The 16,245-nt window shown below is 75.1% G+C and carries 15 protein-coding genes; 6 read left to right on the top strand and 9 right to left on the bottom strand.

The window, feature by feature from the left end; translation table 11 throughout:
• The first annotated feature begins 27 nt into the window (after nt 1-27).
• The 4 genes from VGP36_02295 to VGP36_02280 all read left to right on the top strand — a co-directional run bounded on the left by VGP36_02295 (nt 28) and on the right by VGP36_02280 (nt 5,589).
• Nucleotides 28-2,796 carry an FtsX-like permease family protein gene (locus VGP36_02295; GenBank protein ID HEV7653553.1) on the top strand — a complete coding sequence of 923 codons (2,769 nt, stop codon included), beginning with the start codon at nt 28-30 and terminating at the stop codon, nt 2,794-2,796.
• A complete protein-coding gene (locus VGP36_02290; GenBank protein ID HEV7653552.1) occupies nt 2,786-3,532 on the top strand; it encodes an ABC transporter ATP-binding protein in 747 nt (248 codons plus the stop codon). Before VGP36_02295 ends, VGP36_02290 begins: the two co-directional genes overlap by 11 nt.
• A 97-nt stretch (nt 3,533-3,629) precedes the next feature.
• The gene (locus VGP36_02285) at nt 3,630-4,313 is read left to right on the top strand and encodes an ATP-binding cassette domain-containing protein (protein HEV7653551.1); all 684 of its coding nucleotides are present in this window, start codon (nt 3,630-3,632) and stop codon (nt 4,311-4,313) included.
• A gap of 301 nt (nt 4,314-4,614) precedes the next feature.
• A complete protein-coding gene (locus tag VGP36_02280; GenBank protein ID HEV7653550.1) occupies nt 4,615-5,589 on the top strand; it encodes an aldo/keto reductase in 975 nt (324 codons plus the stop codon).
• Nucleotides 5,590-5,701: 112 nt separating this feature from the next.
• Here VGP36_02280 and thpR read toward each other — a convergent pair whose 3' ends face one another.
• From thpR to VGP36_02245, 7 genes are read right to left on the bottom strand one after another with little or no spacing between them, the layout of a single operon-like run.
• Nucleotides 5,702-6,235, bottom strand: a complete 534-nt coding sequence (gene thpR, locus VGP36_02275; GenBank protein HEV7653549.1) for an RNA 2',3'-cyclic phosphodiesterase — start codon at nt 6,233-6,235, stop codon at nt 5,702-5,704.
• A gap of 8 nt (nt 6,236-6,243) precedes the next feature.
• Nucleotides 6,244-6,693, bottom strand: a complete 450-nt coding sequence (locus tag VGP36_02270; GenBank protein HEV7653548.1) for a hypothetical protein — start codon at nt 6,691-6,693, stop codon at nt 6,244-6,246.
• Between the two features lie 45 nt (nt 6,694-6,738).
• Entirely contained in the window at nt 6,739-8,157 is a 1,419-nt protein-coding gene (locus VGP36_02265; protein HEV7653547.1) for an MFS transporter, read from the bottom strand.
• A gap of 46 nt (nt 8,158-8,203) precedes the next feature.
• Nucleotides 8,204-8,641: a MarR family transcriptional regulator gene (locus VGP36_02260; GenBank protein ID HEV7653546.1), complete on the bottom strand. Its 438-nt coding sequence runs from the start codon at nt 8,639-8,641 to the stop codon at nt 8,204-8,206.
• Between the two features lie 14 nt (nt 8,642-8,655).
• Complete coding sequence (locus VGP36_02255) at nt 8,656-8,901, bottom strand: DUF2530 domain-containing protein (GenBank protein ID HEV7653545.1); 246 nt, start codon at nt 8,899-8,901, stop codon at nt 8,656-8,658.
• Nucleotides 8,902-8,916: 15 nt separating this feature from the next.
• Nucleotides 8,917-12,075 carry a hypothetical protein gene (locus VGP36_02250; protein HEV7653544.1) on the bottom strand — a complete coding sequence of 1,053 codons (3,159 nt, stop codon included), beginning with the start codon at nt 12,073-12,075 and terminating at the stop codon, nt 8,917-8,919.
• A complete protein-coding gene (locus VGP36_02245) occupies nt 12,068-12,811 on the bottom strand; it encodes a DUF3027 domain-containing protein (GenBank protein ID HEV7653543.1) in 744 nt (247 codons plus the stop codon). The genes VGP36_02250 and VGP36_02245 overlap by 8 nt, the downstream gene beginning before the upstream one ends.
• A 68-nt stretch (nt 12,812-12,879) precedes the next feature.
• On the opposite strand from VGP36_02245, the gene VGP36_02240 reads away from it, so the two are divergent.
• Both VGP36_02240 and mqnB read left to right on the top strand, forming a co-directional pair.
• Complete coding sequence (locus VGP36_02240) at nt 12,880-14,277, top strand: MFS transporter (protein HEV7653542.1); 1,398 nt, start codon at nt 12,880-12,882, stop codon at nt 14,275-14,277.
• On the top strand, nt 14,274-14,915 hold the full coding sequence (mqnB, locus tag VGP36_02235) for a futalosine hydrolase (protein ID HEV7653541.1): 642 nt from the start codon (nt 14,274-14,276) through the stop codon (nt 14,913-14,915). Before VGP36_02240 ends, mqnB begins: the two co-directional genes overlap by 4 nt.
• 111 nt (nt 14,916-15,026) lie before the next feature.
• Here the strand turns inward: mqnB and VGP36_02230 are convergent, their stop codons facing one another.
• Nucleotides 15,027-15,410, bottom strand: coding sequence for a cold-shock protein (locus VGP36_02230; protein HEV7653540.1), 384 nt, complete (start codon nt 15,408-15,410; stop codon nt 15,027-15,029).
• Between the two features lie 148 nt (nt 15,411-15,558).
• A partial coding sequence (locus VGP36_02225) for a TIGR00268 family protein (protein ID HEV7653539.1) occupies nt 15,559-16,245 on the bottom strand: 687 nt, incomplete at its 5' end.

Raw genomic sequence — 16,245 nt, 5'->3', positions numbered from 1 at the left:
CCGCTCCCACCCCCTACCGTGAGATCCGTGCGGACGACGTTGGAGGCGCCGAGGACCGGTCCGGCGGACACGATCGCCGACCCGCCGCGCCCCGGCGGGACCGCACCGCCGCTGACCCGCGCGCCCGGCCGGCGTACCGGGGGCGGCGTCATCCTGCTGCCGCCGTGGACCCGGGCACCGTTCCTGCCGTTCCGGCAGCCCGCGGTGATCCTGGCCGTGCTGGGGGCGGCGGCGATCCTGGCCTGCGCCAGCTCCTCGGCCGCGTTGTTCCTGTCCTCGGCGTCCTCGGAGTCGCTGCGCCGGCTGCTGGTCGCGCAGTGCGCGGACGCCGGCTACCCGACCGTGCAGTCGAGCCGGGTCGTGTCCGACACGACCGACCAGCGCGAGGGCGCGCGGAAGCTCGCCGACGCCGACGTCCGCACGGCGATGGCCGGGGCCGGGCTGGCCTCGCCGTCGCGGCTGCGGGTGTCCGACCAGAGCCCGCAGTTCGGGATCGGGGTGGAGAGCGCCGGCGGCCGGCTGTTCTACCGGGACGGCGCCACGGCGCAGATCACGCCGGTCGGGCGGACGCTGAGCGGCTCCGGGGTCTGGCTGCAGGCCGGGATGGCGACCCAGCTGAGCGCGAAGGTCGGCTCCCGGATCACGGTCTCGGCCGGCGGCGCCGGCGCGGGCGGGCAGACCTCGATCCGGGTGGTCGGCATCTACCGCAACCTGGACCAGGAGGCCGTCCGGCCGTACTGGTGCTCGTACACGAGCCTGTTCCTCAATCCCAGCTACGGCGGCGACTCCACGCCGCCGCCGATGGTCATCACCACCGACGCGGCCACCTTCACCTCGATCCGGGACAGCTACCGCGGCTCCAGCACGGACAGCTGGATCGCCCCGGCCGACACCACCGACATCACGCTCACCCAGGGCAAGGCGATCGCGGCCCAGCAGCAGGCGGCGTACCGGGCGCTGAGCCTGCCCGAGCCGGCCGCGCTGGCCCAGCGCACGTCCGGGTCCGGGCAGATGCCGCAGTTCGTGGACCGGACCGAGCTCACCCGGCAGGGTCTGCGCGGACCGGTGCTGCCGATCGCGCTCGGCGGCTCGCTGCTGGCGCTGCTGCTGGTCGGCGCCGCCGGGTCGTACTGGGCGGATCGGCGGGCGCGGGAGGTGCGGCTGCTGTCCTCGCGCGGGGTCGGGCCGTCCGCGCTGGCGCTCAAGGCCGTGCTGGAGCTGGCGCTGCCGGCGATCGTCGGCACCGTGCTGGGCTGGGTGCTGGCCCGGTGGCTGGTCGCGCTGCTCGGGCCGAGCCCGCTGCTGGACGCGGCCGCACCCTGGCAGGCCGGGCTGACCGCGCTGGTCGCGCTCGCCGGCGGGCTGGCGCTGCTGGCCCTGGTGGCCGGGCTGCGCAGCCGGGCCGCGACCGAGCGGCCGGTCGGGGCCCGCCGGGGCTGGGTCGCGCTGGTGCCCTGGGAGCTGCTGCTGCTCGGGGCCGCGCTCGGCTGCTGGCTGCAGCTGCGCCGCGAGGACGCGGTCACCGTCGACGGCGGCATCGCCCAGATCAACCTGCTCGTGGTCGCGTTCCCGCTGTTGTTCCTGGTCGGCTCGGCGGTGCTGCTGGTCCGGCTGCTGGCGGCGCTGCTGCCGCGGCTGGGCCGGACCGCGACCCGGCTGAGCCCGGGCTGGTACCTGGCCACCCGCCGGGTCACCGCCTCCCGGGTGGTCAGCGTGGTGCTGCTGGCCGCGGCGAGCACGCCGATCGCGGTGCTCGTCTACGCCGCCACCCTCACCGGCACCTCCCAGTACACGCTGGACTCCAAGGCCGGGCTGATCAACGGCAGCACGGTCGCGGTGCAGACCGTCGACCCGATCGAACGCACCCCCGCCACCGACGCCGTCGGCACGGTCGTCTTCCGCTATCTGTACGGCAAGGTCGACGGCCAGCCCACCGACGTGACCGTGCTGGCGATCGACCCGGACTCGTTCCCGGCCACCGCGTACTGGGACCGGCGGTTCGCCGAGGACTCGCTGGGCACGCTGATGGCGAAGCTGCGGGCGCCGGCCGCGGACGGCCGGGTCCCGGCGGTCGCGATCGTCGAGGACGGCCCGGACTTCCCGGCCACGTTCCAGCTCGGGTTGGGTACGACGAAGATCGACGCGGTCACCACCGCGCACGCGCACCTCTTCCCCGGCCGGCGCATCCCCGGCCCGATGCTCGTCGTGGACCGGTCCCGGCTCGGCCCCGTGGACAAGTTCGCCGGTCAGCTCAACGAGGTCTGGAGCCGGGACGGCTCGCCGGACGCGGCCCGGGCCGCGGTCTCCGCCCAGAACGCCCGGATCTACCTGGTCACCTCGCAGGACACGGTCTTCGAGGTGGCCAACTTCCTCGGCATCTCCTGGACCTTCGACTACCTGTCCGCGCTGGCCGCGCTCGTCGGCCTGGTCGCGATCGGCGGGCTGCTGCTCTACCTGGAGACCCGGCAACGCTCCCGCTCGGCCTCGTACGCGCTGGGCAAGCGGATGGGCCTGACCCGGGCCACCCACCTGCGCTCGCTGCTGGCCGAGCTCGGCGTCCTGCTCGGGCTGGCCTGGGTGATCGGGGCCGGGCTGGCCTGGGCCGCCGTGCTCATGGTCTTCCGCCGGCTCGACATCGACCCCAGCCGGCCACCGGGCCCGTTGCTCACCGTCCCGGTGCCGGCCATCGCCGGTTCGGCGCTGGCCGTCGCGGTGGTCGTCGTGCTGGCCGCGCTGTACGCGCAGCGGTCGGCCGACCGCGCCGACGTCTCGGAGGTGCTCCGCCTTGGCTCCTGAGTCCTACGGGATCGACGACTGGGGCGACTCCGACTGGGGTGGCCCGCTCGCCACGGCCGCGGAACCGGCGGCCGCCGTCCGGGACGTACGCAAGACGTACGTGATCGAGGACGAAGAGGTCCAGGCGCTGAAGGGGATCGACAAGGAGTTCCCGGCCGGTCGGGTCAGCACGATCGTCGGGCCGTCCGGGTCGGGGAAGTCCTCGCTGCTGCGGATCCTGGCCTGCGTGGACCGGCCGACCTCGGGCTCGGTCCGGGTCGGCGGCCGGGAGATCGCCGAGCTGAGCGTGCGCAAGCGGCGGGCGCTGCGCCGGACCGCGGTCGGCTACGTCTTCCAGAACCCGGTCGACAACCTGGTCGAGTACCTCCGCGGCGCCGAGCAGGTCCGGCTGGCCGCGAGGCTGCGCGGGCTGCGGCCGGACGAGGGCGAGATCGACCGGCTGCTGGCCGTGCTCGGGCTGACCGACCGGGCCGAGCACCTGCCGGTGCAGCTGTCCGGCGGCGAGCAGCAGCGGCTGTCCTTCGCCTGCGCCGTGATCGGCCGGCCCGCGATCGTGGTCGCCGACGAGCCCACCGCGGAGCTGGACTCGGCGTCCGCGGACCGGGTGCTGGAGGCCGTGCACGACCTGCGCGCCGAGGGCGTGGCGTTCCTGCTGTCCTCGCACGACCCGCGGGTGGTGCGCTCGACGGACCACCTGCTGCGGCTGGAACACGGAGAGGTGGTCGAGTCGTGGTGAGCCGACGAGGGAGTGAGCATCGCAGGGCCCCCGGGCGGTTGATCGCCCCACGGTTGCCCGCGGAATGGAGCGACCGACGAGGCGAACGGAGGGCGGCGTGGTAGGCACCGCGGTGGTCGACGCGCACGGCCTGGAGAAGTCGTACAGGCGTGGGGACGAGCAGGTGCACGCCCTGCGCGGGGTGTCGCTGACGCTGCACCCGGGTGAGCTGATCGCGCTGGTCGGGCCGTCCGGCTCGGGCAAGTCGACCCTGCTCAACGTGCTCTGCGGGTGGGAGCAGCCGGACGACGGCACCCTGGACTGGACGTCGGAGCTGGCCGTGAGCTCGCCGGACCGGCTGCCCTGGCGGCGGCTGGCGATCGTGCCGCAGGCGCTCGGGCTGCTCGACGACCTGACCGTGGAGGAGAACATCCTGCTGCCGGCCCGGCTCACCGGCCGGCTGGCCGAGCTGCGGCCGCGGGCGACCGAGCTGATGACCGGCCTCGGCATCGCACACCTGGCCGCGCGGTACCCGAAGCAGACCTCGCTCGGCGAGCAGCAGCGCTGCGCGGCGTCCCGGGCGCTGCTGCTGGGGCCGACGCTGCTGCTGGCCGACGAGCCGACCGCGCACCAGGACGCCGGCTGGACCGACGCGATCTTCGCCGAGTTCCGCGACCTGCTCCGGCACGGCGGGTCCTGCCTGATCGCCACCCACAACCCCGAGACGTGGGGCTACGCCGATCGCGTCCTCTCGATGCACGACGGCCACCTCACCGAAGGCGCCCCCGACCCCGTCCACTAGCGACCCGGCGAATCGCTCCGGGTCAGGACCGGTCGGTTCCCGCCGACGAGGCTGTACGCGGGCTTCTCGGGCCAGTGACACCACAGCGGTCGTCGGCACGCCGAGCCCATCGGGGCGCACCTGCTGGGGAGCCAGCACCCGCCGGCGTGGCAGTCCGCCGGAACCGGTACCACTGGGAGTGGTAGCTACCGCGCCCGGTGGTACGGGTTCCTCAGGACACCAACCCCGGGCGGCGGCACCGCGCTGCGAACGACGACCTCGTCACGTTGTTAGCTTTGCTAACGGGGGGAAAGGTGAAGGTATGGAGTACACCTATCTCGGACGGACGGGGCTGCGCGTGTCGCGGCTCGTGCTCGGCACGATGAACTTCGGGCCGGAGACTGACGAGCCGACATCGCACGCGATCATGGACAAGGCCCACGAGTACGGCATCAACTTCTTCGACACCGCCAACGTGTACGGCTGGGGCGAGAACCGCGGCCGGACCGAGGAGATCATCGGCAACTGGTTCGCCCTCGGTGGCGACCGCCGGGACAAGACCGTCCTGGCCACCAAGATGAACGGCAACATGGGCGAGAAGTGGCCCAACAACGACAAGCTCTCGGCGCTGAACATCCGCCGCGCCTGCGACGCCTCGCTCGCCCGCCTGCAGACCGACCACATCGACCTCTACCAGATGCACCACGTCGACCGGGAAACGCCCTGGGACGAGATCTGGCAGGCCATGGACACCCTGGTCCAGCAGGGCAAGATCCTCTACGTCGGCTCGTCCAACTTCGCCGGCTGGAACATCGCCCAGGCCAACGAGGCCGCCCTCCGCCGCCACTCCTACGGGCTGGTCTCCGAGCAGTCCATCTACAACCTGCTCACCCGCGAGGTGGAGCTGGAGGTCCTGCCGGCGGCCCAGGCGTACGGGCTGGGCGTCATCCCGTGGAGCCCGCTGCACGGCGGCCTGCTCGGCGGCGTGCTGCGCAAGGAGCGGGAGGGCAGCCGGCGTACGACCGGCCGGGCCAAGGAGACGCTGGAGGCGCACAAGGAGGCCATCGGCGCGTACGAGGACCTGTGTGAGGAGCTCGGCGAGGAGCCGGCCGACGTGGCGCTGGCCTGGCTGCTGACCCGGCCCGCGGTCACCGGCCCGATCATCGGCCCGCGCACCATGGAGCAGCTCGACGGCACCCAGCACGCGCTCGAGGTGCACCTGGAGGACAAGGTCCTGGACCGGCTGGACGAGATCTTCCCGGGCTACAGGACCGCGCCCGAGCACTACGCCTGGTAGTAGGAACGACCGCCTGCGCGGGTTCACCACGCCTGGTAGACAGGGTGGTCAGCGGGGCGTCGGGTGGTACGTCCCCACCGCGTCGCCCGGCGCCCCGCCTTGCTCATGTCGCTCAGCGCCAGCTGGAGACGGTCTCGTAGTGGGGGGACGAGCCGTGGTGGCTGCGCATCAGCACGATCTCGCCCGCGGTGAAGTGCGGCCCGGCGTAGTTGCCCAGCGCCCCGGCGATCCTCCGGTCGCCGCGGGCCGAGCCGGCCCAGCGGCCCACGGTCACGTGCGGCCGGTACGGCCGCCGCTCGATCGGGATCCCCGCCGCCCGCCCGGCCCCGGCCGCGGCGGCGGCGAGCGCGGCCAGCTTCTCGACGTCGCCGTCGACCCCGACCCAGAGCACCCGCGGGTCGCCCTTCTCCGGGAACGTGCCGGCCCCGGCCAGCCGCAGATGCACGTCGACCACCCCCAGCGCGTCGGACAACGCGTCCGTCAGCACCGGGACGTGGTCGTCCGGCACCTCACCGAAGAAGGCGAGCGTCACGTGCTGGGTCTCGCGACCGGCCCAGCGCGGCCCGCCGGGCCGGTCCCGGAGCCGGCGCAGCGCCCCGCCGAGATGGTCCAGCGCGGACGGCGGCGGCACGACCGCCGCGAACAGCCGTTGGTTCAGGGCATGTCCTGGCGCCTGCGGACAGGACCGAACCGCAGACCGCCGTCCCGCAGCGTGCCCTCGACCCGCATCCGCTCCAGGTCCCGGTCCATGCCGAGCGACAGCTCGGTCAGCACGTGCGGCACCTCCAGCGCCAGCGCGGCCTTCCCCAGCACGTCGTCGTACGCCAGGAGCAGGCCGTGCTTGCGCGCCCGCGACGCCTCGGGCGGCACGTCCCGGATCGCGGTCGAGAGCCGGCAGAGGTCGGCGGTGAGCTTCTCCAGCGGCACCCGCGGCGCGGGCGGCTCGGGCTTCGGCTTGGGCACGATCCGCAGGAAGCGGAGCACCCGGACCGTGAACCGGAAGATGGCGCCGAGGCGCAGCGCAATCCAGATGAGCACCACCGGGAAGACCGCGGCCGCGCTCAGCTCGAGGATGCCTGCTGTGAGGGAGGTCGGTGACCCCATCTTCCGAAGGTAAACGTCTGCCTTCAAGGTCGCCAGTTCCTCGATTCAGCTGGCTCGTCGATGATCTGCGGTGGCGGCCTCCAGCAGGGCCGCGTCCTCGATCGTCCCGGCCGGCGCGGCGACCTCGATCGCGACCGCCGGCTCGGCCATCGGAGTGACCGCCTCGGGCCGGCCGCCGACCGGGACCAGGGCCGGGCGGTGGTGCCGCAGGTGCGGGTGCGGCAGCGCGCCGACCTGCGCGGTCAGCGTCGTTCCGCGCCGCCGGGCGGTCACCACGGCGGCGACCGCGGCGGCGACGGCGCAGATCACCCCGGAGTTGACCACGCCGGCCCGGGGGCCGAAGGCGTCGGAGATCAGGCCGACCAGCGGGGCCCCGATCGGCGTACCGCCCATGAAGCACATCAGGTAGAGCGCCATCACCCGGCCCCGGAACGCCGGGTCGCTGCCCAGCTGCACGGCCGAGTTGGCCGCGATCGTGAACGTCAGCGTGGCCGCGCCCATCGGCAGCAGCAGCACGACCGCCGACCAGTACGTCGGGGCCAGCCCGACCACGGCCTCGATCGCCCCGAACGCGAAGCAGGAGGCCAGCAGCAGCCGGGCGCGCGGCGTGGTCGTACGCCGGGTCGAGACGAGCGCGCCGCCGAGCGAGCCGACCGCGATCGCGGTGGTGAACAGGCCGTAGCCGGCGGCCCCGCGGCCGAAGACCTCCTTGGCCATCAGCGCCATCGTGACCGGGAAGTTCAGCCCGAAGGTGCCGACCACGAAGACCAGCACCATCGGCAGGATCAGGTCGGAGCGGCCCTTGACGTACCGCAGGCCCTCGACCAGCTGGCCCGGTGACCGGCCGGTCGGTGGCGAGCGGAACAGCTCCGAGGGCCGCATCGCGGCCAGCACGACGATCACCGCGATCGTGAAGATCGAGTTGCCGAGGAACACCCAGCCGGTGCCGACCACGGCGATGAGCACGCCGGCCAGCGCGGGCCCGACGATCCGGGCCGTGTTGAACGTGACCGAGTTCAGGCTGACCGCGTTGGGCAGGTCGGTGCCGCCGACCATCTCGACCACGAACGACTGCCGCACCGGGACGTCCAGCGAGCTGGTGATGCCGAGCACGAGAGCGAGCAGGTAGACGTGCCAGAGCTGGACGTGGCCGCTGACGTCGAGCACGCCCAGCACCGCGGCCTGAGCGATCATCACGCTCTGGGTGAAGAAGAGGATCTTGCGCTTGTCGTACCGGTCGGCGAGGACGCCGCCCCAGAGCGAGAACAGCAGGGTCGGGCCGAACTGCAGGGCCAGCACGATGCCGATCGCGGTGCCGGAGTTGCCGGAGAGCTCGAGGATCAACCAGTCCTGGGCGACCCGCTGCATCCAGGTGCCGGTGAGGGAGATCACCTGCCCGCTGGCGTAGAGCCGGTAGTTGCGAACCCGGAGGCTCCGGAACATCCCCGCGGACGCGGCGGTCACGTGCACCCTCTGCTTCCCCCGCGCCTCGCGCGGTGTTGCCCGGCCCCTACTCGGAGGCCACCAGTTTCTCGATCACGGCGGTGGCTGCCCGGAGCACCTCGCGGTCCCCGTCGGACAGCTCGGCCAGCCGGCGGGCGAGCCAGGCCTCGCGGGCCCGGACCTCCCCGTGCAGCAGCTCGCGCCCGGTGTCGGTCAGCTCGACCAGCGCCTGCCGGCCGTCGGTCGGGTGCGGGCGACGCAGGACCAGCCCGCGTTCCTCCAGCACCGCGAGCACGCGCGTCATCGAGGGCGGCGTCACCTTCTCGTGCGCCGCCAGTTCGCCCGGGGTGAGCGCCCCGTATCCCTTCAGCGTCGACAGCGCCGCCAGCTGGGTGAGGGTCACCGACGTGTCGGCGCGCTGGCCGCGGAGCCGGCGGTTCAGCCGGACCACGGACAACCTCAGAGAGCTGGCCAGCGCGGTGTCGATCGTCGCTGACCTCACCACATCGTTAGCATACCTTACGATTCCGCCGGTCCCCACCTGACCTGCGTCCCGGTACGGCGGTGCCGCCGGTTGCGGGTCATCAGCAGCCCGAGGAAACCGAGCCCGAAGCCGACCGCGCAGCTCTGCAGCCAGACCCCGTGCCCGTCCCGGAACGGCAGCAGGGCCAGGAAGGCCAGCACCCACAGGCCCATGCCGATCAGCACGACCGTGAACGTGTCCACCTCCAGCGGAGGCGGCGCGGGACGCAGCGGCTCGGGCACCGGGCCAGGCTAGCTCTAGCTGACGGCGTCCTCGAGGGCGAGGGCGGCGTCGCCGGGGTCGGTCAGGGCCTCGGCGGCGGCGGCGCGGGCCGGCCAGGCGCCGAGCCGCCAGGCCAGCGCCCGGCCCAGCGCGGCGGGACTGCCATCGGTGTGGTCGGTGTCCCCGTCGGGCCACCAGGCGACCGGCGTGCCGTCGACGGTCAGGCCGTCATGGACCACGACGGTGGCGGCCGGGACCGGGGCGCCGCAGCGGGCGGCGGCCAGCTCCGCCCCCGGGACCTCGGCCCAGGTCGTGGTCCGGACCGGACGGCCGGCCGGCGTACGCGGGCCGAGCAGCTCGCCGGCCAGCGGCAGGTCCAGCAGGTCGGCCACCGGCCCGGTCGCCTCGCCGGCCGGCACCGGGACCCGGTTCCGCCCGAGCAGCGGCAGCAGGTACGGCAGGTCCAGGACCACCGCCTCCTCCCGCGGCACGGTCCGGTCCGGCGCGACCCGGACCCGGTCCGGCGGCTCGGCGTTGTCCTCCAGCACCAGCGCGAGGCGGGCGTACACGGTGCGGAGGGTGGCGGCGGGGACGGTCAGGGCCGGGTCGCCGAGCCGGTGGAGCAGGTCGAGCGCGCGGTCGGGGTCGGCCAGCACGTCCTCGATCGACCGCGGGACGCCGTAGAGCTCCAGCGTGTCCGGGTCCGCGTCGGCCGGCTCGTACAGGCCCTCGAGGTCGGTCGCGGACGGGGCCCGGAGCTGGTCCGGACGGCGCCCGCGGAGCGTCCGGTGGGTACTGAGCCACCAGGTGGTGTACGACGGTGTCCGGACGTGCGTACCGTCGCCGAGCTGGACGTCCGCCGTGGGACCGGTGCCGGCCAGCAGGGCCCGGGCACCGTCCCAGTCCTCGACGAGGTCGAGGTCGCGGACGGCGGCGAACGCGGTCAGCCGGGGTGGCACCCGCTGCGGCGGCAGCCGGTCCAGCAGCGCCTCCATCCACTCGGCCTCGCCGTCGAGGTCGTGGTCGGCGGCATCCGGGTCGACGTCGAGCTCACCGCTGGACAGCACCGCGAACGTCCGCAGGACCCCGGTCGCGGCCAGCACGCCCGGACCCCACTCCGCGACCATGGCCGCGCCGACCGTCTCGAACGGGGCGTCCGCGGCGACGACCCGGGCCAGCGGGGAGCCGGGCAGCAGCAGCTCGCCGGCCGGGTACCACTCGCCGTCCTCGGCCTCCAGGGCCAGCTCGGCCAGTTCCGGGACGTCCCCCGGCTCCAGACCGGCGCCGCGGACCAGGGCCAGCACGGCCGCGGCGACCGGGGCCGGGTCCTCCTCGTCGTACGACTCGGCCACGGCGGCGAGGACCCGCTCGTCGGCGAGCAGGCCGCGGGCGGTGGCCGGGGTCGCGCCGAGGCGTTCCAGCAGCGGGTGCGCGGCCTCCGGATGCACGATCCGCAGCCCCAGCGTGGCGGCCGCCTCGGCCGGCAGGTCGGCGTCCGGGAGCAGTACGCCCCGGCCGCCGGTGACGGTGCGGCCGTCGGCGAGCGGGACGGGCAGCGCGGCCAGCGACTCGCGGTCCGGACGGTCGGCGAGCGCGGCGTAGAGCGCCCGCCACCAGGCCGGCGGGCGCTCGATCCCGGCCACCAGCTCGACCACGTCGGCGGTGCTCAGCCGCCGTACGCCCAGGGCCGACAGCGCGGCCGCCTGGCCACGCCCGGACCACTCGGCCGGCAGCAGCCCCGGCACCAGGTCGGCCAGCGCGTCGACCAACTCCGCCGATGCCGCGTCGATGACCGCCGCGTCCCCCGGCACCACCCGCCGCGCGTCCGCGGGGCGGCGGCGGTCGCCGTCCGAGCCGAAGTCCCCGTCGCGGCCCCGAACCTCGGCCTCCGGCCCGAGCGGGTCGGCCTCCCACCCGGGATCCCCGGCCGTGTCGCCCGGCCCGAGCGGGGCGGCGTCCCCGTCCCGCCCGGGACGCCCGACCGTGTCGGCCGGCCCGAGTGGGTCGGACGGCGCCGCGGCGACCGGGGGGAGCCAGGCAGTGGTGCGCAGGGCGTCGAGAACGGCGGCGGAGACGGCGGCGTCCAGCTCGGCCGCGGCCAGTTGGGGCCGCGGCACCAGCGCGAGCAGCGCCGGGTCCGCCGGCAGCGCCGCGACCAGCTCGGCATAGGCCACCGCGGCCGCGCGGACGAGCACGTCGGTGACCGGCCCCGGGGTGACGTGCCGCCGGTCGGAGCCGAGCGGGAACGTGCCGAGCAGCACGGCCGGCACCGACAGCGGCTCGTCCGTCGGCGTCGGCGCGTGCACGACGCGCCGGGTCGCCGGCGGCACCGGTCGCCCGTCCGCGTCGACCGGGACGGCCCAGCTGACCGTCCACTCCGGACGGTCCCGCTCCTCGGCCGGGCGACCGGCCAGCAGGTCCGCGGCCAGCACCCCGTCCACCGCCCGCACCATCCACCGAGCGGTACGGTCCCCGTCGGAGAGCGCCACCTCCCGCAGCACGGACCCGGTGCGACCGCCGACGTCAGCGCGGGTGAGGAGGCGGCCGCCGGCGTCGATCGAGCGCAGCGCCGGCAGCGCGAGCAGCAGCACCGGGTCCAGTTCGGACAGCGCGGCCCGGACGGCCTCGACCGCGTCCGCCCGCAGCGGCAGCCGGACCTCGGTGTCCCAGTCCCCCGGCGGCAACGCCGCGTCCGGCCAGGGCAGCCGCAGCACCGGCACCTGCCCGCCGCGCCGGTCCAGCTCGGCCGCCAGCGCCGGCACCGCGGCGACCACGGCCCGGGTCTCGTCGGCCGAGAACCGCACCCCGCCGGTGGTCGAGCGCACCGACGGTGCGTCGGTCACGGTGAGCACGGCCGCGAACCCGACCCCGAACCGCCCGACGCTGCCGCCGTCCCGCTTGGCCGAGGCCCGCAGCGTCGCCAGCGCCTCCACCCCGGCCGGGTCCAGCGGCGTGCCGGTGTTGGCCGCGGCCAGCGCACCGTCCACGAGCGACAGTCGCAACCGTCCGTCCACATGCGACCGGGTCGCGGCGTCGGCCGCGTTCTGGGCCAGCTCGACCAGCAACCGGTCCCGGTACGCCCCGTGGGTCAGGTCCTGCTCGGCGTTCGCGTCCTCCCGGAACCGGGCCGGGGACGCCGTCCAGGCCGCCAGTACCCGGTCCCGGATGGGACCGGTGCCGAACGGGTCAGACACGTTCGATGTCGACACCGTCGTCGTACGCGGGGGCCGGGAACGGGGTGGACGCGGGCGGCTCGACCGCGGCCTCGGAGTGCGCGCCGCAGCCGGCGTCGGCGGAGACGACCGAGGCGTCCCGGGGCGACATCGCGTTGCCGCAGACCCCGAACACGGCCCGCATCGAGCCCTCGATCTGCAGGTAGAAACCGCAGGTGCCACAGCGGCCCGGGGCGTTCGCGGCCATCGGGGTGTCCGGGCCGCCCTCCCCCGCGTACCAGCGCTCGGCGGCGTCGTCGCGCCCCAGCGCCGACATCACCCGGACCCGGCCGAGGCCGAGCTCGAAGGCGACCGACTCGACCGCCGGATCGTCGGAGAGCAGGTACGCCGGGGCCAGCCGGTCGTCGTCCGCGGTCGTCGGCAGCAGGTCGCCGACGCCGAGGTCGCCCGGACGCAGCCGCTGCGACCACGGCACCCACTCCGGCGGCAGCAGGGAGCCCTCGCCGGGCAGCAGCACGACCTCGTCCACGGTGACGGTCTTGGACCGGGACGCCCGGGCCACGGTCACGGCCCAGCGCCAGCCGGTGTAGCCGGGGACCGAGGCGGCGAAGAAGTGCGTCATCACCCGGTCGACCTCGGGGCGGCTGCCGAGGTGCTCGCCGACGCCGTCGCCACCCTCGGCCCGCGCCGCGGCCGCGGCGATGTCGACGGCGGCGGTCAGGGTCGCGTCGGGCCGGGCTGCAGTGGTGGTCGGCACCACACCATCGTGCCAAACACCCACCCCGAACAGCGAATCCGGTCGGGGTGGTGAGGCAGGATGAGGGGGTGAGCGCCGACCCGACCACGCCGACCGGGGGCACCCCGGACGGCCCTGAGGACGGCGCCCCGCGACAGCACGTGCCGAAGAAGCTGACGGTGACCCGGGTGGCGGCCGCCCGTACCCGGTACCTGATCGGCGCCGGTACCCGCCGGATCAACGAGGCCAGCCGGGCCGGCGGCGCCGACGAGTCCGGGCTGACCCGGCTGATCTGGGCGCACGCGGCCCACTACACCGCGGACGCGATGATCACGGTCTGCCTGGCCGGCACGATCTTCTTCTCCGCCGCCCGCAGCGAGCAGCGCACCCAGGTCGCGCTCTACCTGCTGGTGACGATGGCGCCGTTCGCGGTGGTCGCGCCGTTCATCGGCCCGGCCCTGGACCGGCTGCAGCGGGGCCGGCGCTGGGCGCTGGCCGCGACCGCGCTCGGCCGGGGCGTACTGGCCTGGGTGATGGCGGCCCAGTTCACCAACGGCTTCGCGCTCTACCCGGCCGCGTTCGGCGCGCTCGTGCTGTCCAAGGCGTATGCGGTGCTCAAGGGGGCCTGCCTGCCGCGGGTGCTGCCGAAGGGCCTGACGCTCGTCTCCGCCAACGCGCGGATGTCGATGTTCGGGCTGGCCGCGGCCGCGATCGGCGCCGGCCTGCTGGCCGGCATCATCAACCTCTCCGGCAGCTACCCGCTGGCGCTGCGGATCACCGCGGTGTTCTGCCTCGGCGCCGCCGTGCTCTCGCTGCGGCTGCCGCCCGCGGTCGACTCGGCCGAGGGCGAGGAGCCGGTGTCGCCGGCCGCGCTGACCGCGACCGGCCCGATCGTCACCAAGTCCGGCCTCTCGCTCGGCCCGCACGTGGTGACCGCGCTGCGGTCCGGGGCGGCGCTGCGCGGCCTGTCCGGGTTCCTCACGCTGTTCCTGGCCTTCTGGATCCAGTCCACCGAGACGGGTACGGAGGCGGCGCTCGCGCTCGGCGGCCTGGTCGCGGCGGCCTCCGGCGGTGCCGTGATCGGCACCGCGCTCGGCGCCCGGATGCCGCTGAAGCACCCCGACCCGGTGCTGCTCGGCTCGATCGGCGGGGTGGCGGGGATCGCGGTGATATCGGCGCTGTCGTTCGGGCTCGGCACCGCGCTGCTCGTCGTCGCCGCGGCCGGCATCGCGAACGCGCTGGGCAAGCTCTGCCTGGACGCGATCATCCAGCGCGAGGTACCGGGGCAGCTGCGGGCTTCGGCGTTCGCCCGGTCCGAGACGCTGTTGCAGCTGGCCTGGGTGATCGGCGGCGGTCTCGGGATCGCGCTGCCATCGAACGGAACACTCGGTTTCGCCGTGGCAGCAGGCGTGCTCGTCCTCGCCTTCACGCTCACCCTGCTCGGCCGGCGCCGGCCGCTGCTGCGCCGCGCCCGCCCCGCGACATGACCACGCTGGTCGTCACCGCGGTCGCTACCGAGGCCGCCGCCGTCGCGACCGGAGGCCGGGCCGTCCGGCTCGGGCCGTACGAGGGGCTGCGCAAGAACGGGATCACCGCGGTGCCGGGCGGGGTGGGACCGGCCCAGGCCGCCGCCTGCGCCGGCACGCTGCTGGCCCTGCACCGCTACGACCTGGTCGTGAGCGCCGGCATCGGGGCCGCGTACGGCCGCCGGGCCGCGGTCGGCGACCTGGTGCTGGCCGACCGGGTGGTGCACGCCGACCTCGGCGCGGACTCCCCCGAGGGCTTCCTGCCGATCGACGCGCTCGGCCTCGGTGCCGCCACCACCTGGCTGGACGAGGCGCTGGTCGCGCGGGTCGCGGCCCGGACCCCGGTGGCGGCCGGGCCGATCGTCACGGTCTCGACCGTGACCGGGACGGCCGAGCGGGCCAAGGAGCTCGTCGCCGCGTACGACCCGGCGGCCGAGGGGATGGAGGGGGCCGGCGTGCTCGCCGCCGCCCGGGCGCACGGGCTGCCGTTCCTGGAGCTGCGCGGGATCAGCAACCTGGTCGGCCGGCGGGACCGCTCGGCCTGGGACCTCCCGGCCGCCCTCGCCGCCCTGACCCGGATCCCGGCCGCCCTGGCCTGACCGGCTTCCGCCCCGGCCCCGGCCGCCCGGTCCGACCCGCTTCCCGGCCCCCGCCCGGTCGTCCCGTCCCAGCCGGATCCTCCGGCCGGGCCGGCCGGAGGCCGTTGAGCCTCAGGCTTCGAGGTCGTCGGCGACGGCGCGGAGCACGGTGCCGACCTTGCGGGACGCGGCCCGGTCCGGATGCCGCCCGCGGTGCAGCGCGTCCGACATCCCGTCCAGCAGCTTGATCAGGTCCTCGACGATGGTCGCCAGCTCGTCCGGCGTCTTGCGCTGGGCCTTGACCAGCGACGGGATCGGGTCCAGGACCCGGACGGACAGGGCCTGCTCGCCGCGCCGACCCTGGGCCACGCCGAACTCGACGCGGGAACCCGGCTTCAGCTCGGTCACGCCGTCCGGCAGCGCGTCGCGGTGCACGAACACGTCGTCGCCGTCGTCCCGGGCGAGGAAGCCGAAGCCCTTCTCCGAGCTGAACCACTTCACCTTGCCGATCGGCACGAGCTCTCAGTCCTCCGTCGCAGCGCGCCGCCGTCGGCGCATCGTGGCTCCAGGCTAGTCGCCCGGTCGGGGCGTCCCCCAGCCGGTTTGGCTCCTGGTGACCGGACGACGACGGTGCGCACCGGCTCGCCGACGACGCGCCGGTGGCTCAGCGGAATCGTTCGTCGAGAGCCGAGTTCATCGAGCCGGACCGAAAACCCAGCGGGTCGAGCGTGACCGCGCCGAACCCGTCGACCGCGGCCAGCAGGTCGGGCCGGTCGGCCAGCGCCGGGACCAGCGCCCGGTCGACCTCGACCCGGGCACCGTCGGCGCCGAGGTCGCGTACGCGCAGGTCCCGCACCGGCAGCCCGGCGTCGGCCAGCGCCGCCCGCAGCGCCGCCTCGGCCCGCTCGACCCGGGCCAGCCGCGCCGGCGTGACCTGCACCCCGTACGCGATCCGGCTGGACAGGCAGGCCGCGGCCGGCTTGTCCCAGGTCACCAGGCCCATGGCCCGGGACGCGGCCCGGATCTCGGCCTTGGTCAGACCGGCCAGCGGCGTGACCGCGCCCCGCTCGGCCGCGGCCCTGATCCCGGGCCGGAACCCGGCCTTGAGGTCGTCGGCATTCGTCCCGGTGGCCACGTACGCAAGGCCCGATGACAAGGCCAGCGGCATCAGCACGTCGATCAACTCGGCCTTGCAGAAGAAGCACCGGTCGCCCGCGTTGGCCCGATACCCGTCGCGACTCATCTCGTCCGTGCGCGGCGTCTCCCACCGCACCCCGAGCCCCCGCGCGAACTCCCCCGCCGCCTCCAGCTCGCTCCCCGGCAACGACGACGACACCGCCGTCGCCGCCAC

This window comes from Mycobacteriales bacterium, assembly GCA_035995165.1.
In the GTDB taxonomy this organism is placed as follows: domain Bacteria; phylum Actinomycetota; class Actinomycetes; order Mycobacteriales; family CADCTP01; genus CADCTP01.
This window is presented reverse-complemented; position numbering and strand designations above follow the sequence as displayed.